This is a genomic window from Aliarcobacter vitoriensis (genome assembly GCF_048320235.1).
Classification (GTDB): Bacteria; Campylobacterota; Campylobacteria; order Campylobacterales; family Arcobacteraceae; genus Aliarcobacter; species Aliarcobacter vitoriensis.
This window is the reverse complement of record NZ_CP182882.1, coordinates 99656-120811: the sequence shown is the minus strand read 5'-3', so window position 1 is coordinate 120811 and position 21156 is coordinate 99656. Positions and strand designations below refer to the sequence as shown.

Genomic DNA, 21156 nt, shown 5'->3' with positions numbered 1-21156 from the left:
TTTAAATTCCTTCTTTAAAAAATTCATCTTTAACAGAATAAGACTTAACTTGTTTATTATATTTCAAATATTTATAATGTAGTAACCTTGAAATTTTAGATTCATGAGTAGATAAAATAAATTGTGTATTTTCAAAATCATTTCTTATTAATTCAATAAATGATGTAACATTCATTTCATCCATACTTTGCATAGGATCATCAATAAGTAGTAATCCCCCATTATCATTTTTCCCATATACTTTATTTAGAGCAAGAGTTAAAGAAACGACTAATGCAGATAGCTGACCCGTACTCATTGAATAAGTTGCATCATAATCACTATCAAGAGCAGATAAAAACTTCAAAGGACTTTCTTTTTTCTTAGTATCGTAGTCAATAAATATTCCATTTCCTCTTTGTGTATCTTGTAAAATCTTTCCAGAATAAATATAAAGTGGTATTTCAATTTGTTTAATAACATCTTTCCATTGTTTTTTTATCTTATTATCTAACTTGTCATGTAAATCTTTAGTGATACCTTTTGTTGAAGAAGTCATTAATTTATTCAATAACTCTTTTTTCTTTTCTAATTTATCTATTTCCTTTTTTAGATTGTTTTTTTTCTCTTCTTCATTTGAATAATATTTAAATTCCAGCCATTCTTTTTTCTGTTTAACTTTTTCATCTGTTAAATTAAACTCTTTAATTTTTTCTAGAGCTATATTATAGGCTTTAAATCCTCTAAAAACACTCTCTTTCTTTTCAATAAATTCTTCTTCAGTTATCATAATAATTTTAGAATTAATTACTTCAAATATTTTCTGCAAAATACTTTCAAAGTCTTCTACTTCTTTTTGTTCACTATTTGCAAACTTTAATAGTTCTTCATAAATCTCTAATTTCATAATTTTATTTAAGAATAAAGCATATTTAGTTTCATCATAATATTCACTAACTTGAAGATAGAATTCTTTATTTACTAAATTTTCTTCTACTGCTAAGTATTGATTAGTTTTTTCAAGTATTTCTTTTAGTTTAGCTTTAAATAAATCTTCTATTAAGTCTTTAGCTAACTTTGTTTTTTCATCTTGAAACTCTTCAAAAAAGACTTTTTTCTTTTTAAATTCTTCTTCAAATTTTTCAAAAGAAGTCCATTTATCATAACCACATAAAGGACACTCTCCATTGACTTTAGTAGTATCATCAAACTTCTTATATTCTTCAAATAAAGAATCTCTTGCCTCATTAATTAATCTAGATACATCTGACATTTCACCTGATTCTTTTATGTATTGATCAATATTATCTATTATCTTGTATATATCTTCTATTTTTTTTTCACATTCTTCAATACTAAATGATTTAAATAATTGTTTTAATTTTTGTTTTTTTAAATTCTCATAATCTTGTTCTTCAATGATTTTTTTTATAGTTCTATATCTTTTTTCTTTTTCATATAATTCTTTTATATCATCAAACTTATCCTTGAAGTTAGCAAAAACTATAAATCTTTTTAAATCATCTTCTAGACTTTTAATCCCTTTAATCTCTTCATTTTTAATATATATCTCAAGAGTACTAAAATATTTAATTAAATTTTCTATTTCTGAAACTTCTTCAATTATCTCTTTTAATTTTTCATTATTAGGTGGTATGAATTCTTCTTTATCCCATGATTTATCAGTAGATAAAGAAATATATTTAGCATCTTTATTTACTACAGATACACTTTGTTCTTCTAGTTTTTTATAATCTTCTTTTTTTGTTTTGAGACTTTCTATTATGAATGTTTTTAATTCTTTTATTTTTTTAAGTTTTTTTGATAGGTCGTCTTTAAGTTCTTCAGCATCTTCTGTCCCAAAAAACTTTGATAGTAACTTTATTCTTTCTTTTTCACTTTTCTTAAAAAATTGAGTATTATTTTCTTGCTGAATATAATAAAAATTTTTAAAATCATCCGATAACACTATTTTATCAATATTTAAACCTAATAACTCATCAAAAGTATTAAATTTAATACCATCTAAAATATTTTGTTCGTATGAATTTAATTGATATTGTTGGTAATTTTCCCATTTCTTAGAATTTACATTTGCTGGCAAATATATACTTAAATATAAACTACCTTGGTTCTCTTTCTCTAATTCAGCTTTTATTATTATAGGTTTAGTTTTATCTTTGGCAAATAATGAATCTTCATGCTTATTTTTATTATCTTCTACATCATTATCATTAATTCTAGATATTTTTTTACTAAATAACAACTCTAAACTATCATAAATAGTTGTTTTACCATAACCATTTGGACCATCTAGTATCAAAAGGTCTAAAGAATTAAAGTCAATCTCTCTTTTTGTAATTAATTTAAAATTTTCTATATACAGTTTTTTTAGTTTATATCCATTCATTTTAAATCCTCAAGACTTTTAAAAAAATTTTCATTATCAACTATTTCATCTAATTTTACTTCTTCTAAAAAACTCAAAGTCTTTTTCTGAATATCATCTAGAGACCTTTTATAATCATCTAAAACAATATTTTTTACATCAGATATTATAGGTAATTTAAAAAATGGCAATTTAATATATAATTGAGAAACTATTTCATATTGTGAACTAGTTAAATCTTTATTTTTACAAGCAACTTTAAATCTTTCAAAACTATTTGTATCTTTTATTACATCTTTAAACGTGTCAGGATTATCAAGAAAACCTACTTGTTGTTGAGTATATGGAAGTACAAGTTTTCTAAAAAAATAAGGATCTTCCTCTATTTTTAAAATCTGTTTATATATTTCAGAATTTAAAGGCAAAGTTTCTGACTTAAAACATATAACCAATGTAGTGTTTTTATCAACTTCTTTATCTTTAATCTTATCTTTTAAAGTTTTTAAATATTGAAGTTGTTTTTCTTCCAGTATATTTGTAAGATTAGTTAGTTGAACCAATAAAAAATATTCAAATTTTTTATTATCATTTCTCTTTAAAATCTTTAAATCATCATTGTTCTCAAAAATTTGAAAACCATTATCTTGAAAAATTCCACTTAATCTATCAATCATTTAATATCCTTTCTGCACTAATTCTATCAATCATTTGTACTTTTTTTAATTCATTTATTTTATATTCCTTATTTTCTACATTAGGCAAATCTTCATCTCTAATTTCAGTATAGTTATTTGCCTCTTCCTCTATAGATTCGCAGTTTATTCTTCCTGTAATAAAATAATCCATTTCATATAAATCTTCTATTGCATATGGATTCGTTAAAATATCAGCAGAAACTTCATCACAATCATCTTGATCTCTATTTATAGTAGTAGGTAAAAACTTTCTATTTTCTTCTTCAATTATTTTTTCATAAATAACTTTATGTCCTTGCCATAAATAGTTACTATCTACCTGCTCGACTATTTTAAAAAAAACTCCTTTCAAAGACTCAGCATTTAATATATCTTGAAAATTAACTATAGTTATTTCATTATCATATATTGCTAGAATATGAGGAGAAATAGACTTAGAGTATTTTACAAAATCAGAATCTAAATCAAAAGACTCTCTTGCAAAAAGTTTTAGTTTATTAACTGTATCGTCATTCTTATTTTGTAGAAACTTATCCAATACTAATGAAAAATAGGCTTTTTTTTCATATATCATTCTCTCATTTGTAAATTGTCTACTATCTGTTTTTAAAGAATTTATAATAGTTATAAATTCCAATTGTTCAGGAAAAGTATTTCTACCAACACGCTGTATATTCTGATGTCTTCTTTTTACATGATTATCTATAATTGATAACAATTTAAAAAAATGTAAATCTTCAGAATGTCCATTATAATCAGGAACATTATGTCTTTGTAAAAACAATTTAACTTCATCTTTAAGTAAATTATCTATTTTATCTAAAGGGCAATATTTTTTATTAGTATTATCAATTGTATATTGGTAAAAAATATTATGAGGATTATTCACATTACTAGAAACATGGAAATATGGTTTTATATAATAGGTATATTCTGACCATGCATTTTCAAGTATTTGATTAATCGCTTTAGTATAAGAATCAATATTTCTACTTTTTAAAGTCTTTACTTGATGTAATGATTTATAAATTCTTCCTTGCCTAATTGAAAAATCTTCTAGCCATTCAAACTCCAGAGACCAATCATTAAAAAATGTTTCTATATTATTATCCGTATATTTATTTAATTCTTTTAAAGTAACAAATATTCCTACTTTACCTTGATAAGAATAACCACTCCAAGAAAATGTTGCATCAAAATATTTAGGCATTTAACTCCTTCTCATCCAGATCTAAACAACTCGTCCCATCACCCTTAGGCATAACCCTAATCTGCAATGGAATTCTCTCTTTTAGTGCTTCCACATGGGAAATCACACCTACCATCTTTCCTGAACTTTGAAGTTGATTTAGTGCATTTAGTGCTAACTCTAAACTATCACTATCTAGTGTTCCAAACCCTTCATCTAAAAAAAGTGAATCTATACTTATCTTTTGACTTGCAAGGGCTGAAAGTCCAAGTGCTAGTGAAAGACTTACTATAAAGCTTTCACCACCTGAAAGTGTACTTACAGGTCTTACTACATCCCCTTGGAAACCATCTATTATTTCTATTTCTAATAGCTTATTTGAATCACTACTTCTTTGAAGTTCATATCTAGGACTTAATATTTGTAGATGTTTATTTGCTAGATAGATTAGTTGGTCTAGTGTGATACCTTGTGCAAATTTGGCAAATTTATCACCACTTGCAGAACCTACCATTTCATTTAGTTTTATCCATACTTTAAAGGCTTCTTTTTTCTTTTCTAACTCTATGATTTTATCTTCATGTTTTTTCATATTTGAAGCATTGATTTCAAGCTCTTTTTCTAAACTACCTATTGATTTTTGAAGTTCATCAATAATAGTTTGCAACTCTTTTAATTCATCATTTAAAGTTTGAAGTTCTTTATCTGTTAGGTTTAACTCTTTTTGTTCAGATAGTTTTTTTGCTATATCTATTTTTAGAGTTTGGATTTGAGTATATTTTTCTTCTAGTGCTTTACACATCAAAGCTAACTCTTCTCTTTGCTCTTTACTTAAAAGTGCTTTTTCAAACTCTTCTTTTGAACTAAAATTGTTTTCTAGTAAAGCATTATTGAAATTTTGTTTTATCTCTTCTAGTTTTGTACTATTATCTATAAGTTTTTGATTTAACTCTACTATTTGAGTATTAACTGATTCATTTTTTGAATTTAGATTTACTAACTCTTTTGATAAAGAGTTATATTTTTCATTAATAGTGTCAAATTTAGCTGTTATCTCTTTTTCAAAAATATTTAAATCAGATACATCTAAAATAGCTTTGCTTTGAGTTTGTAATTCTGTTGTTTCATTAGAGATTTTAGAAAGTTGTTCAGCATCTGTTTTTAGACTTGACTCTATTGATATGATTTTTGTATCAAGCTCTTTTAATTGTACTACTAAGCTTTGAAGCTTTGTATCAAGCTCTTTTTTTGATGTTTCATTTTTAATAAAACTATCTTTTTTTGAGACTATTGTTCTAAAATTTTCTTCAAATTTTTCATCAAATATAAGTTCATATTTACTATATACTTTTGAAAGTTCTTCCTCTAAACTTTGCTTTTTAGATATGTTTTGAGTTTGTTCATTTTGTAATTGTTCTATTGAACTTTTTAGTTTATAAAGTTCTTGTTCATTTTGAGAAACTAAAGTTTGTTTAGTATTTAACTCTTTTTGAAGATTATCCCTTTGAATTAAAACTTTTTCTTTTTCATCTCTTGTTTTTATTATATTTTTTAACTCTTCTTCTAAAAGTTGCTTTTCTTCTTCTAAGTTTGTTTTAGAATCATTTGTTAAAATGAAATTTAATGACCTAAATACTTGTTCTATATCTTCTTTATTTTTTAATAATTTGTTTAGTTCTAAAGTAGAATTTTCTACTTTAGTTTCTAATTTTGATAAGTTTAATTCAATAGTACGTAAAGCTTTATTTTCTTCATCAAATATCTGCTTCTTTTGAGCGATTATTGAAGTTGTTTCATCAGCATTTACACTTATTTTATGATCTACAAATGGATGTTCTTTTGAACCACATAAAAAACACTCTTCACCTTCTTTTAGATTTACTCTATCACTTTCGTATTTTGCTATTAAAAGTTCTGCTTCTCTTTTATCATTTAGAGTTTGAATATGTGTTTGAATTTCATTTATTAGTTTTGTTTTTTCTTCTATATTTGTTTTTATAGTTTTTGATTCATCTTTTGAAGAAGATATGATATTTTCTTCTTTTAAAATAGATTCCAACAATCTTTTATACTCATCTATAGAAGTAATTAGTTTTTCAATACTTTTTAATCTATTTCTATTATTTGATTCTTTTTGATTGAAATTTGAAGTTTGAATTTCTAACTCTTTATACTCTTTATCTTTAGAATCAAATAATACTTTTATCTCATCAAACTCTTTTTTTGCCTTAGTAAAACTATCTTGTAAAGTCTTTTCATTTAAACTATTATTTTGAAGTTTTTCTTCTATTTGTTTTAAAAGTTTTACTACATCTTTATAATCATTTACATTTTTTGAGATTAAAGATATCTCTTCTTTTAATGATTCATCATTTTTATTTTTAATTAGATAATCATTTATAGTTTTTAAATCATTTTCAATTTTTTCTTGATTTATTTTTAGTACTTTTAAATCTTCATTTAGTTTAGTTTTTTGTTCATTTTGAGAGCTTATTTTATTTTCTAACTCTTTAATATTTTGAAGTTTTGATTCTATTTTAGTTTGTAGTATTCTCACTTCTTGAAGCTTTTTAGAGTTCCTATCAAATAAAATTTTTTCTTTATCTAATTCATCTTTTATTTTTAATGATTCATTTGTTTTTGATTGTAAGAGTTGTTTTAAATTTTCTAACTCTTTTTGAAGTTTTTCTAGTTTTTCTTTATCTTGATTTATTATTTGAGTTAAAGAGTTCTTTTCTTGATAAATTGGTTGAACATTTAAAGCTTTATTTGCTAAATCTAATTTAATAAAGTCTTCTTTTTTATTCTCTTTTTCAAGAGTAATTTTCTCAAACTCTTGTATATACTTAGTATTATCAGCTTCTAATTTTTGTAAGTTTTCAAGCCAATTAATTACTTTTTTTAGCTCATTTCCTTTAGTATCAAGTTCAAGTTTCTGAGCTTTTGAATTATTTAAAGTTAAAGTCTTTTCTGCAACCACTTCATTAGATAATAATTCAATATTTCCTAATAAATTTTCATCTAATTTAATTTCATCATTTTTACTAGTATAAGTTTTAAATATCTCTTGAGATATTTGTTTATAGATTTGTGTTCCAGTAATTTTTTCAAGTAAACTTGAACGCTCATTTTCTTTTGCTTTTAAAAATGCATCAAAACTTCCTTGAGCTAACATCATAGATTGAATAAACCTATCAAAATCAAGTCCAGATAACTCTTCTATATATTTTGGAACTTTTGAAAGATATGATTCTAAAACTTTTCCCGATTCAACTTCACTAATTTCCATCTTAGCACTTTGAAAAGCTCCATCAGAACTTTTTCTAGCTCTTTTTTGACTCCAAGAACTTCTATAAACTTTTCCTTTTACTTCAAATTCAACTTCACATAAACACTCACCAGTATGCCTACTCATAAGTTCATTTGGATTTGTAAGTCTTGCTGTTCTTCCATATAATGCACAAGTAATAACATCTAAAATAGTACTTTTCCCAGCACCAGTTGGTCCAGTAATAGCAAATAATGATTCATCTTTTAAAAACTTTTCAAAATCTACTTCAAACTCACCTTTTAGTGAGTTAATATTTAATGATTTTATTTTTAATATTTTCATAGGCTTTGCACCTTAGAAACTATTTCTTTAAAGTTTAAAAGTAGTTCTTTTTCAAACTCTTTATCCTCTAACTTTTCAAGTTCTAATCTCTTTTCAAATACTTGTTCAACTGACAATTCATCTAAACTTATAACTTTTAATTCATTAGCTTTTAATTGTTTTTCACTTTTATCTATTTTTACTGCAAGTAGTGTTAGTTCAAGTTTTGAAGCAACTTGTCTAATTTCATTATTTGCATACATTGCATTATCATCAGATATATGAACTTCTATCCAAGAGTTTTTATCTTCTATTTTAGTAAGTTCATTTTTTATAGTTTCATAATTGCCTTTGATGACAAGTAGTTTTCTAGAAAGTGGAACTTCTATTTCTTCTATACTCATTTCATTTTGAGTAAAAGATACAAGATTTACTTTTTGACTGTTTTTTGATTCAGAAAAACTAAGAGGTATTGGAGAACCTGAATATCTAACATGTTCATTATTTCCAACAACTTGATTTATATGAAGATGCCCTAAAGCAACATAATCAAACATACTAGCTAAATAATCTCCTCCAATATCAATAGTTCCACCAATATAAATATCTCTTTCACTCTGAGAACTTCTACTTCCAACTGTTGTTAAGTGTCCCATTGCAATTATTGGGATATTTTTATCTTCTTTTAGTTCAAGCGCTTTTGAGTAGCAGTTTTCATAATAAGCTTTAATACCACTATTTGCTAATTTTTCTTTTTCACTTATTGTTTTTCCACTTAAAGATTCTCTAATAACACTATCTCTTAAATATGGAACAGCACAAACAATAGATATTAAATCATCATTTTTATTTATAGGAATAATTACATTTTCATCTTCATCACCAGTTGTAATAACATGAACATTTAAAACTTCTAAAAGTTGTTTTGGTGCTTTTAGAGTTGATACTGAATCATGATTTCCAGCAGTTATAATGGTAGTAATAAGTGTTTTTATACTTGATAGTTCTTTTAAAAAATTATAATAAAGCTCTAATGCATAATTGGGAGGAGTTCCTGTATCAAAAATATCTCCAGATACAAGTAATACTTCTATCTCTTTTTCTTTTATAATTTCTAAAAGCCAAGAAAGAAAAGCTTGATGCTCTTCTACCCTACTTTTCCCCATAAAGTTTTGACCTAAGTGCCAATCTGATGTATGTAAAATCTTCATATTCAAATTCTTGTGTAATTAATTATTTAAGCATTATACATTAATATAATTACATTCTTATTACATTTATTGTTTTTTAATTATATTTACATATCAATGGTTAAAATTACACAATAAATATAGAATAATTATTAGGATATAGTTCTATACAAATCTATTGGATTTTGAATATTTCTTTGATAAAAATAATAAGATAACATCAATTAAACAATAATTTGATAGTATAACTCAATTGAAATTATTGAAAAAACATATAGTAATGCTTTAGAAAAGAATCATGATTTTAATATGGTTAAACATATTGAAAAATTCCAAAAAGAAAAAATACTAAATCCAAATGAATTTGAAAAAAGATACAATGAGATGTTAGTCAACCTGAAGTGTGTTAAGTAATTGAAAAAGTCTACTATGTAGCATTCAAATATAAAAAATAAAAAGGCTAAAACGAATGATTATATTAGATAAAAGTATAAAAGAGCAGTTCAAAATTTTTTGTAAAGCAAATAATATAGAATATATGCAAATAGCAATAAAATATTTTACTGTATTTGGTGGACTTGATATAAAAATTGATACAACAAAACCTATTGTAGAACTAATAGAAAAAAATATTTTAAATAATTACAACTACTACAAAAGTGAAATAAACTATCTAACAGGAGGATACCATGTAGATAGTGCAATTCTTTCAGGAATAGCACTAGGAGATAGAAAAACAACAAATGCTTTTAAAAGGGCTTATGTAAGTTTTGAAGAGGGTATGAAATGTGTAGATTCTCTTTGTGAAAAAGATATTATAGAAATAGATTCTTCTCAAAACTTTCTTTTAGGAAAAAGAAGTGACTCAAAAGTAGCAAAAAAACTAATCTTTACAAATCCTTTTATTCGATTTTGGTTTGCTTTTATATCTCCTATTTATAAAGGAATCAAAGATGGAAACTATGAAGAGTTTAAGAAAAAATTTGAAAGTAGAGAATCTGATTTTAGTGATTTTATATTTGAAGAGTTAGCTTTAGCATCTTTAAAAGATAGTTTTATTGAAGACTCTATAAAACAATATGGACAATATTGGGACGAAAAAATACAAATTCCAATAGTTGCAAAAACAGTTTCTGGAAAAATCATAGTTGGAACTTGTAAATATACAGAAGCAAAGATTAAAAAAAGTGAACTAAATAAACTTTTAGATGATTGTAAAAATGCAGATATAGTTTTTGATATTGTAGTTCTTTTTGCAAAAAATGGCTTTACAAATGAACTAAAAACTTTAAAGAATGAGAGTTTAAGACTCTTTAGTGTAAAAAGTCTTAAAATTTTGCTAGATTAAATTTTGGCTATTTAATTAATCACAAATAACAAAGCTAAACTATCTATAATTGAAGCTGTGAAAAGCAATAATAAAAGTAGGAAACTCTTTCCTAGCTTTTATTTGTAAAAAGATTTATAAATGATACTCTATCATTTACGTCTAACTTAAAATATATATTTTTAATATGAGTTTTTACTGTATTTATAGAACTTCTCAATTCATCAGCAATTTCAGAGTTTGAATATCCATTTTTTAACAAAATAGCAATTTGATACTCTGTTTTTGTCAAATCTTTAAGTATTGTATCATCGTTATTTACTGCTGTTTTAGAAAACTCTTTTAAAAGTTGCATAGTAACTTCAGGAACTATCCAAATCAAATCATTAAATATAGATTCAACAGCTGAATTTAGATAAATCTTACTCATAAAACTATTTCCGTATCCATTTATACCAAGAGATAACCATTTTTGAGCATTTTCTAATTTTGGAGAACTATCTAAAACTAAAACTTTATTATTATTTTTCAATAAATTATATATAGCTATATCTTCACTTTTTAATTTCACACAAGTGCTAAAAACAACCAATACATCTTTAATTTTCAATAGTTCATCCAAACTACTAATAACCATGTAATCATAATCACTAAGATTCGTTTTCCATCTATTTAAAATATGTTCAGAACTTGTAAATAGTGCCAATTTTTTCATAAATCACTACTCCTCCCCTAATTTTAGTTTTTGATTATAAAATAATTTATATAAATACTTTATAAAATAATTATAAATTATCTTATTTTTTACAAACAGTTGGTGACTCTTTACAAAGAATATCTAAATTCTTTTTAGCTACCTCGTTTCCTTGATTTGAAGATTTTGTCCAATATTCAAATCCTTTTTCATTATTTTGAGTTACGCCTTCACCTTTTAAGTACATTAGACCCACGTTAAATTGTGCATTTGAATTATTTCCATCATCTGCAGCCATTTTATATAATCTAAAAGCCTCTACTAAGTCTTTTTGAACTCCTAAACCATTATGATACATACTTGCAAGGTTTAATTGTCCTAAAGTGTTTTTACTATTTGCAGATTTCTCAAACCATTTTAAAGCTTCATTATAATTTTGTGGAACTGATATACCATTTTTATACATAAGTCCTAAATTAGCTTGAGCAAAAGAATTATCCTTTTTAGATGAAACTTCATACCATTTAAAGGCTTCATTATCATTTTTTGTAACACCTTCACCTAATCTATACATTTTTCCAACTTTATAAGCCGCATTTGCATGTTCTTGATTTGCAGCTTTTAGAAAATAGTTAAAAGCCTCTTTTAGATCTTTTTTAGTACCCTCACCTTTTTCTAACATAGTTCCAGCCATATACTGTGCTTGTGAATAACCTTGTTTTGCTGATAAATCATAATATTTGAAAGCTTCTTTTTTATCCTCTTTTACACCTAAACCTTTATTATAAATAACTCCTAAATTATATAAAGACATAGTATCATTTTGTTTGGCTGCCATTTCAAACCACTTTTTTGCTTCAGAATAATTTTGATTAACTCCATCTCCACCTAAATAAAGAAGCCCTAAATTGAACATTGCTTCTACATCACCTTTTGTAGCCAAATCATGGAAAATTGTCACAGCCTGTCCATAATTTTGATTATCTATTGCCAAATGTCCATCTTTAATAGTAGCACCAAAAAGTAATGAACCGGCTACAAATGTAGATAAAAATATTTTCTTCATAAAATTCTCTCCTTATTTAATTATCTTTCAGTCATCGTATATGTTTTTGTTTTTAATATTGGTTTTAAAATATAATCAAGTACAGTCTTTTTACCTGTTAAAATATCAACATCTGCTATCATACCAGGTATAATATGCTTTTGTTTATCACCTTCACCAATATAATTTTTCTCTGTTTCTATTCTCACAATATAAAATGTTTTTTCATCTTTTTCTACTACGGTATCTGGACTTATATTTATAACATGCCCATCTAGTCCACCAAAAATAGAGAAATCAAAAGCTGAAAATTTTACAATAGCTTTTTGCCCTTGATAGATAAATGCTATATCTTTTGGCAATATTTTTACTTCAACTATTAGTTTATGGTCTGTTGGAACTATTTCTAACAAATCTTGAGCTGGTTTTATACTTCCACCAATAGTATTTATATGTAGTTTTTGAACTATTCCATTTGATGGTGATTTAACAACTGTTCTTGCAACTTGATCACTTGAAGCTAGTTTATTGGCTTCAACATCTTTTAGTTGATTTACAGCTTCATTTAATTTTTCTCTAACTTGTGCATCATTTACTTCATTTGTTTCATCAATTTTTCTATTTAATTCTGCAATTTCAGAAGTAATTTTATCAACAGATAATGTAACACTTTGAAGTTTATTTTTAGCATCGCTTTCTTCTCTTTGAAGCTTTAAGAAATCAACTTGAGATCTGATTCCTCTTTCAACCATTGGTTTAGTCATAGATACTTCTTTTGATATAGCATTTACAGAAAACTTCATATGAGAAATTGTTTGTTGAGCATCTTTTAAATCATTTTCTTTTTGTTTTATCTGCTCTTTTAAAATAGATATCTTTGATTCTAATTGTTTTTGATTTGTTATATACAACTCATTTTCATTGTCTAAAAACTCATTTAATTCTTGATTATCACCTTTTTTATATTCAAAAGGAATTCGAGATAATTCTGCGTTTAATCTTTGTATTTGAGCCTGTAAATAGTAAGATTTAAGTTCATTTGACATAGCAGTTGAAGTACCTTTTTCATTTGAAATTCTAATAAGAATTTCATCTCTTTCAACAGTATCTCCTTCTTTTACTAAAATTTCTTGAACTATTCCACCTTCTAAGTTTTGAACAATTTGATTTTGCCCACTTGGAACTACTTTTCCTGTTCCTCTTGCAATCTCATCAATTTCAGCAAATGCAGCCCAAACTATAAATAAAAACATTGTTACACAAAATGAAATTAAAACCCAATGAAGCTTTTTTGAAGAGCTAAAAACAACTGCTGCACTTAAAGACTTCATATATTCATAATCATTTTGATTTAATGGAGTTTTTGGAAGAGCTATATTATCTTTATCCATAAAAGTTTTATAAATATCTTTATATTTTTTAACTTGTGGACTGTTAAGAAAATCTTTTATTTTACTCATTTTTCACCACCTAATTTTTTTATAACTTCTTCTTTTAAACCATCTAAAACTTTTTCACCAAAATTCATAACAATAATTCTATCAACTAAATCAATCATATTCATCTTTTGAGTAACTAAAAGCAATGTTTTACCATCTATTTTTTCACCCAAATTATTAAGAACAATAGATTCACTTGTTTGATCCATAGCATTTGTTGGTTCATCAAACATCCAAATATCAGAATTATTTACTAAAGCTCTTGCTATTCCAACACTTTGTCTTTGACCTCCACTTAATCCTTGACCTCTTTCACCTATTGGCATATCATATCCTGCTGGATGCAATCTTACAAACTCATCAGTTCCACTTGTTTGAGAACACTCTAACATCCATCTATCATCAATAAACTTATGAATACCTAGTATATTTTGTTTAATAGTGCCTCTAAATAAATGAATATCTTGAGGTACATAACTAATACCTTTTCTTAAATCAGCAGGATCTATTTGAGAGATGTCTATACCATCAATTAGAATTGAACCTTCATCTGGTTCATAAAGTTTTAAAATCAATTTTGCAATTGTTGATTTACCACTTCCTATTCTTCCAATAAATGCAACTTTTTCACCCTCTTTTATTTTAAAACTTACGTCTTTTAAAGCATAAGCATCACTTTGTGGATATTTAAAACTAACATTTCTAAACTCAATATTTCCACTAATAGAAGGCATTTTTACAAACTCTTTTGCAAATGGACGTTCTTGTGGTTTATTTACAATATCATCTAACATTTTAAAAGATTGTTTTGTATCTTCATAATTTGTAATTAAAGAAACAATTTGTCCCATAGGAGCAATAGCTCTACCTGAAAGTATCATAGTTGCTATCAATCCTCCCATAGTAAGTTGAAAATCTTGGATTAAATAAACTCCAAAAACAACTATTAAAACAGTGTTTAGTCCAACTAAAAGTCCAGTTACAGTTGGAATTGAAGCAGATATAAGTTTAGATTTCAAACCTTTATTTGCTATTTCTCCTGTTGATTCCTCCCAAGAATATTGAACATTTCCAGCCATACCTTGTGCTTTTATTGTTTCAATATTTTGTAAAGACTCAATCAAAATTCCATTTTTCTTAGCACTTGCTTCGTAAGTTTCTTCAATACTTTTTTTAAGTGGGTCTTTAATAATTTTTGCATAAATTATAATTAAGATTATTATAAAAATAGGCACAATTACTAAAAATCCTCCAAGATAAGCAATTACCATCAAAAATAGTATTGCAAATGGAAAATCTATGAGTACGCTCAAAGTAGCACTTGTTAAAAATCCTCTAACACTATCAAAGCTTTTAAGATTATTTGCAAAAGAACCAACAGATTTTGGATGTTCACTCATTTGCATATCTAAAACTCTTTCAAAAATTATAGAAGACATAATAATATCGCTTTTTTTTCCTGCCATTTCTAAAAAATATGTTCTAACAAATTTTAAAGTAGCATCAAGGAAAAATACAACGACTATACCTATTGTAAATACTAATAATGTCTCTTGAGCATTATTTGGTATAACTCTATCATATACATTCATTGTAAAAAGTGGTGTTGCTAAAACAAATAAATTTATCAATATAGAAGCTATGATACAATCAATATAAATTTTTTTAGAAAAGCCTAAAGTACTCCAAAACCAATGTTTTTGATTATCAATTGATAATGTTTTTTTACCATTATCATGCTCATATTCATAAACCTTTTTAAGCATAAAAGAATAACCTAAATACTCATCTTCTAGTTTTTCAACATCTACCCACTCTTCTAGTGGATCATCAATACCAGAAAATATAATCTTAGCTTTTGTTCTATCTTCATTAAATGAGTCTAAAATACAACTATTTTCATTTGATAAAAGTAATATAACAGGAAGTTGAAGATTCAAAATATCTTTTATTGATTTTTCAATAATTGTTGTTTTAAGCCCTGCTCTAGCAGCAGCCCTACTAAACATTGACTTTGAACTATTTTTAGAAAAAAGAAGCTGGTCTGCTTCATTGTCTCCTAATGGAAGACCTTGAAGCAAAGACTCAGCTGAAAATGGCTTGTGGAAAAGTCTTGTATAAAGAACTAATGAATCAAGTAATGTATCATTCTTTCTTAAACTTTTATTTATCATTATGTGTCCTTATATTATTTTTTTATAAGAACAGCTTCTATCCTTCTGTTTTGTGCTCTTCCATCTGCAGTTTCATTTGTAACGATTGGTTCAGAGAACCCTTTACCTACAGATGAAACTCTTGATTTTTCTACACCATTACTCACTAAAACATCTTTTATAGCATCTGCTCTTTTTTGTGATAACATTATATTATATTCTGCTGAATTTTTCTTCGTTCTAACTGTTGTACTAGAAGGAAGATCACTTGCATGTCCAATAATTTGTGTATTGAACTCTGGATTAGCAACTAAATATTTTGCAAATGCTACAACTTTACTTAAAGTAGCTGGTAATATTTTAGCAGAGTCATTTTCAAATAAAACTTCAAGATTTATAACGCTTGGACAACCTTTTTCATCTACAGTTTGCCCTGCTGGAGTATTTGGACACTCATCTAAATCATTTATTACACCATCATTGTCATCATCATTAGCTAGACTTGTAGATTTTGGAACATATAAAGAAGCATAAACAATATTATTTAATTTTCCATCTCCCATAACCGTTTGTAAGAATGTTTTATCATAATCAACTCTTGATTGAGTAACTAATATTTTCTCATCAACACCTCTATTTACTAATTCATCTTTTACGCTATTTGCATATTCTAGTCCTTTATTGAAACTAGCTTCTTTATCTTTTGTAATTTTTGTATTTCCAATTAAAGTTACAACAGCATTTGTACCATTATAATCTTTTAACGTTTTTGCTATATTATCTAAGTCATTTGAATTTAAATCATCCATATTTAAGAATTCAAATCTTTTAATCATTGCAAAATCATCATACATTAAATGCTTATCTAAAGAAGTTGATGCAATATTTTTATTTGCTGCCACATTGAATTCATAATCATAAATTCCTAATTTTGGAGCTTTTTTCGGACTTTCTTCATTGTAAGCTAATATATTATTTATATAATCTCCACTTGTCATATTGAACTTTTGTTCATTTCCAACAGGACAACCAGATGCATCTACAACAGCACCAAATGGAGTATCTGGACATTTATCTTTACTATCTGGAATTCCATCAAAATCACTATCTTTTTGTTCTGCGTTACATCCATAAGGAGTTATATCATCATTCCCAACAACAGAATTATCACAAATATCTAAATGATCAACAATTCCATCTTTATCAACATCAAGATAAACAGGCAATTCATCTTCTAATACATCAAATGGATTTGTAGTTACTTTAATAACATTTGCATAATCTTTTTCATCTAAAACTGAACTAACTAACATTCCCATAGCATCTAAGATTCTATATTGTGCAAAAAGCTTATCCATTTGTGCATTTATAATTTGTGCTTTAGAACTCACTAAATCATTTTGAGCTGATAATAAATCAAGAAGTGTTCTTCTTCCCATTTCATATTCACTTTGATAACTAGAAAGTGTCTCTTCAGAATATTCATAATATTTATATAAATCTTCAAGTTGTTTACCAAGCATTGAGTAAGCAGACCAAGAAAGTTCTAAACTTTCAATAGTTTGTCTTTTTAAATCTCTTTGCAATTCTATTTCTTTATTTATTGTACTTCTACTTTTTTGTAAATCAGCAACATGAGCTCCACCTTTAAATAGATTCCAATTAATTACAGCATATATTTTTTGTCTATCATCTGGATTATCATATCCATTGTTATCACGAGAAACATCATTAAAAATTTGTTCTGCTTCAATATCTAATGTTGGATAAAATTTACTTTTTTTCTCTCTATATAAAGCTTGAGCACCTTTTATGTTAAAGTTACTTACAATCATAGATGGATTATTTTGTATAGCAACCATTGTAGCTCTTTGGATACTTTCAGGCATTGCTAAATTTAAATTTGGAACTTCTAAAGTACCAACATTTACAGTTCTTCCATATAATCTTTTGAATTTAAACTCTTTATCCATAGTATTATTTTGTTGAACTGTTAAATTAGAGTTTGCTAATGACAATGAAGCATAAATTTTTGTCATCTCAGATTTTGTTGTTAATCCTTGATCATATAAAGACTGTACATCTTCATAAATCTTTTTATTTATAGTAACATTATCTTTTGCATTTTGTAATAATTGATAACTTCTTAATAAGTCTATATATGCTCCAGTCATTTGAAAAGATATATCATTTGCATTTTCTAAATAGTGATGTGCTGCTCCTAGAACTCTAGCTTCTTGATAGTTTATCTTTTCTGTTGTACTAAAACCATTAAAAAGGTTTTGAGTAAGTTTTAAAGAGTTCGTATAGTGATTATAAGTAGAATCTCTTGCTGTATAATCATATTTTGAGTTACCATTATCTTTGATATCTCCACCGTTATTTCTTCCAAAACTTCCTCTATAATCTAAAGAAGGCAACCATTCAGATTTTACAATTTCTAAATCTTGTTGTGTTTCATTGAAGTTTTTTAATCTCTCCTGAACTACTGGGTTAGTGTTCATAACTTCAACTAAAGTTTCTTGTAAAGTTAAAGCATTTAAGTTTACACCTATTAAACAAAAACTGCTTGCAACTATACTAAGTAAATTTCTTTTAGTTCTTAACTTAACCATTATTTTCTACCTTATTTGTAATTTTGATTATGTAATTGTAACATAAAAAACTTATTTTTATAACACTTTTTATTATTTTTTTATTATTTTTTAGTGATAACTGTTAATTCTACCTAAAATTAGTATTATTTAGAAAATAATAATTTTAGAAAAAATAAGTTTTTTTATAAAAATTTATCTCTAATTTCAATTTGGATACAATTTTTACATTATTTTACCAAAAAAAGGACTTCTTATAAAAACTTTTTCAGACTTAAACTTAAGTGATAATATATTAAAAGCAATAGATGATTTAGGATATGAAACCCCAACTGCTATTCAAGAAAAAGCTATTCCTGTAGCTTTAAAAAAACGGGATATTATAGGAATATCTCAAAGTGGAACTGGAAAAAGTTGTGCTTTTATATTACCTATTTTAGAAGAAATTATAAAAGAGAAAGAAAATAATCCAAATAGTGTATTAAGAGGATTAATACTTGTTCCAACAAGAGAACTAGCAAAACAGATCATAAAAGCAATAGATGACTACTCGAAATATATCCCAATAAAAAGAGTTGCTATTTTTGGAGGAGTAAGTGCAAAAGATCAAGAAAAAAAAATAACAAATGGTATAGATATAGCTGTTTGCACAACTGGAAGATTGTTAGAGCATTTAAAAAATGGAACAATAAATCTAAATAGTGTTACAAATGTCGTAATAGATGAACTTGACACTATGCTTGATATGGGATTTTTAGAAGAGATTGAAAAAATCTTGCCAAATATAGGTATAAATAGACAAATTATGATGTTTAGTGCAACTATCAACCCAACAGTAAAAAAACTAGCAAAAGAGTTTTTAAATGACCCAGTTGTAATAGAAGTAACAAATCAAAGAAGTAGTGTAAAACTTATAGAACAACAAATAATATTAGTAGATGAAGATAAAAAACAAGAACTTCTATCATATCTTATTGGTTCAAAAAACTTTTCTCAATCTTTAGTTTTTGTAAATCAAAAAGCTCAAGCAGATAGTTTAGTTGAAAATTTAGAACTTGATGGATTAAAATCAGCTTGTATTCACGGAGATATAAGACAAAGTAGTCGTGCCTTGGCTTTGAGAAAATTTAAAGAAAAAGAGCTTAGAGTATTAGTAGCTACTGATATTGCAGGTCGTGGAATAGATATAGAAGATTTACCAGTTGTAATAAACTATGCTTTACCTGAAACAATAATAGATTTCACACATAGAGTTGGAAGAACTGGAAGAGCTGGAAAAGAAGGTCTTGCTATAACTCTATTAAGTGTAAAAGATTATAAACTTATGGCTGAGATAGAAAAAGAGTTAAAAATAAATATCCCAAGAGTAGAACTTGATGGTTTTGAAACAACTGAGAAAAAACCAAGAAATAGAAAACCAAAGCCAAAACCACTTTCCCAAAAAAAACCAGAAGCGAGAAAACAAACTCAAAAACAAGAAAAAGTAAAAAAAACAAATAAATTTAGAAAAACAACAAAAAGAGGATAATCAATCCTCTTTTTTAGGTTTTACAAAATATCCTATTATCCCAAAAACAGTTGCAGGGATAATCCAAGCAAACCCTATTTCATAAAATGGAATAATCTTTAAAAATGAAATCTCATGTATATTTTTAGAAATAACTTCTACAACGCAATATATCATAGCAGCAAAACTTGCTAATTTATAAACATTGTCATTTTTTATAAAATTATCGAAAAATGATAAAACAACCAAAATAATCGCAGCAGGATAAACAACAGTTAAAATCGGAAAAGCAATAGATATAATAAATTCTAAACCAAAATTTGTAAGAATTATACTAAATATTGTCACAACTACAACCAAAGTTTTATAAGATACTCTTCTATGCGACAATCTTGAAAAATATTCAGATGTTACACTTACAAGTGCTGCTCCTGTTGTAAAACAAGCTAAAAATACCACTATTCCTAAAAGCAAATTCCCACCACTTCCAAATAGTGAGAAAATAATATTATTCAACAAAGTTGCTCTATCGATATTACTTTCATAAACTGTCGAAGTTGTAGCTCCCAAATATGTAAGTCCAAAATATATTATAAATATACAAATTGCCGCTACAATAGAAGCATAAGCTACAAGTTTTATTTGTTGATTATGTTCTGTATAAACTCCTTTATCTGAAACTGCTTTTAAAATAATAATTCCAAAAGCAAGAGCTGCTAAAACATCTAAAGTTTGATATCCAGCTAACATTCCATCAAATATAATATTACTTGTAGTAGCTTCACTTTGTGCAATTTCACCATCAGCAATAGGGAAAAACACACCTTTAATTATTAAAATAAGTAAACCTATAAAAAGTGCAGGAGTTAAAAATCTACCCAAAATTTCTATCATTGTTGTTGGTTTTAGTGTAAAAATCAAAATTAAACTATAATAAATAATTGAAGTTATAAGAGAATTTGAAAAAGAAGCACCGAAAAATGGTACAATCAACATCTCATAAGTTGTAGCACCAGTTCTAGGAAGTGCTATAAGTGGTCCTATACACAAAATAATTGCTGAAGTTAAAAATATCCCTGCAATAGTTCCTATTTTATGAGTCAGATTTTCAACTCTACCACCAGCTTTAAGTAGTGCAAACATAGTTAAAGTTGCAAAACCAATATCAGCTATAAAATATGACATAAATGCCAAATCCCAGTTACTTGAAGATGTAAGCCCTAAATATGGTGGAAATATGATATTTCCAGCACCAAAATACATAGAAAATATTGCAAATCCCAATATCAATGCATCTTTGAAAAATTTACTTTGTGTAAGCATTTTATTCCTATTTTATTTTTCGTTTACAAAATATTAACGA

At 26.1% G+C, this 21156-nt stretch carries 13 protein-coding genes; 2 read left to right on the top strand and 11 right to left on the bottom strand.

Annotated elements, in window-relative coordinates; all coding sequences use genetic code 11:
• Window position 1: 1 nt before the first annotated feature.
• The 5 genes from ACNSOS_RS00630 to ACNSOS_RS00610 are packed head-to-tail and all read right to left on the bottom strand — an operon-like array spanning window position 2 to window position 9055.
• A complete protein-coding gene (locus ACNSOS_RS00630; protein WP_418185534.1) occupies window positions 2-2389 on the bottom strand; it encodes an AAA family ATPase in 2388 nt (795 codons plus the stop codon).
• The gene (locus ACNSOS_RS00625; RefSeq protein WP_418185533.1) at window positions 2386-3042 is read right to left on the bottom strand and encodes an ABC-three component system middle component 1; all 657 of its coding nucleotides are present in this window, start codon (window positions 3040-3042) and stop codon (window positions 2386-2388) included. The genes ACNSOS_RS00630 and ACNSOS_RS00625 overlap by 4 nt, the downstream gene beginning before the upstream one ends.
• A complete protein-coding gene (locus ACNSOS_RS00620; protein ID WP_418185532.1) occupies window positions 3035-4273 on the bottom strand; it encodes an ABC-three component system protein in 1239 nt (412 codons plus the stop codon). Before ACNSOS_RS00620 ends, ACNSOS_RS00625 begins: the two co-directional genes overlap by 8 nt.
• Entirely contained in the window at window positions 4266-7865 is a 3600-nt protein-coding gene (locus tag ACNSOS_RS00615) for an SbcC/MukB-like Walker B domain-containing protein (RefSeq protein WP_418185531.1), read from the bottom strand. Before ACNSOS_RS00615 ends, ACNSOS_RS00620 begins: the two co-directional genes overlap by 8 nt.
• On the bottom strand, window positions 7862-9055 hold the full coding sequence (locus ACNSOS_RS00610; protein ID WP_418185530.1) for an exonuclease SbcCD subunit D C-terminal domain-containing protein: 1194 nt from the start codon (window positions 9053-9055) through the stop codon (window positions 7862-7864). The genes ACNSOS_RS00615 and ACNSOS_RS00610 overlap by 4 nt, the downstream gene beginning before the upstream one ends.
• 448 nt (window positions 9056-9503) lie before the next feature.
• Between ACNSOS_RS00610 and ACNSOS_RS00605 the strand changes: the two genes are divergently transcribed.
• The gene (locus ACNSOS_RS00605) at window positions 9504-10382 is read left to right on the top strand and encodes a DUF234 domain-containing protein (protein ID WP_418185529.1); all 879 of its coding nucleotides are present in this window, start codon (window positions 9504-9506) and stop codon (window positions 10380-10382) included.
• A 91-nt stretch (window positions 10383-10473) separates the two neighbouring features.
• Here ACNSOS_RS00605 and ACNSOS_RS00600 read toward each other — a convergent pair whose 3' ends face one another.
• The 5 genes from ACNSOS_RS00600 to ACNSOS_RS00580 all read right to left on the bottom strand — a co-directional run bounded on the left by ACNSOS_RS00600 (window position 10474) and on the right by ACNSOS_RS00580 (window position 18307).
• Window positions 10474-11076 carry a response regulator transcription factor gene (locus tag ACNSOS_RS00600; RefSeq protein ID WP_418185528.1) on the bottom strand — a complete coding sequence of 201 codons (603 nt, stop codon included), beginning with the start codon at window positions 11074-11076 and terminating at the stop codon, window positions 10474-10476.
• Window positions 11077-11158: 82 nt separating this feature from the next.
• Window positions 11159-12121, bottom strand: coding sequence for an SEL1-like repeat protein (locus ACNSOS_RS00595; protein ID WP_418185527.1), 963 nt, complete (start codon window positions 12119-12121; stop codon window positions 11159-11161).
• 20 nt (window positions 12122-12141) lie between these two features.
• Entirely contained in the window at window positions 12142-13560 is a 1419-nt protein-coding gene (locus ACNSOS_RS00590) for an HlyD family type I secretion periplasmic adaptor subunit (RefSeq protein WP_418185526.1), read from the bottom strand.
• Complete coding sequence (locus tag ACNSOS_RS00585) at window positions 13557-15713, bottom strand: type I secretion system permease/ATPase (RefSeq protein ID WP_418185525.1); 2157 nt, start codon at window positions 15711-15713, stop codon at window positions 13557-13559. The genes ACNSOS_RS00590 and ACNSOS_RS00585 overlap by 4 nt, the downstream gene beginning before the upstream one ends.
• A 14-nt stretch (window positions 15714-15727) precedes the next feature.
• Window positions 15728-18307 (bottom strand): TolC family protein, encoded by a 2580-nt coding sequence (locus tag ACNSOS_RS00580; protein WP_418185524.1) that lies wholly within the window; start codon window positions 18305-18307, stop codon window positions 15728-15730.
• 208 nt (window positions 18308-18515) lie between these two features.
• On the opposite strand from ACNSOS_RS00580, the gene ACNSOS_RS00575 reads away from it, so the two are divergent.
• Window positions 18516-19814 carry a DEAD/DEAH box helicase gene (locus tag ACNSOS_RS00575; RefSeq protein WP_418186320.1) on the top strand — a complete coding sequence of 433 codons (1299 nt, stop codon included), beginning with the start codon at window positions 18516-18518 and terminating at the stop codon, window positions 19812-19814.
• On the opposite strand, the gene brnQ is transcribed toward ACNSOS_RS00575, so the two are convergent.
• Window positions 19815-21116 (bottom strand): branched-chain amino acid transport system II carrier protein, encoded by a 1302-nt coding sequence (gene brnQ / locus ACNSOS_RS00570; RefSeq protein WP_418185523.1) that lies wholly within the window; start codon window positions 21114-21116, stop codon window positions 19815-19817.
• Window positions 21117-21156 lie beyond the last annotated feature (40 nt).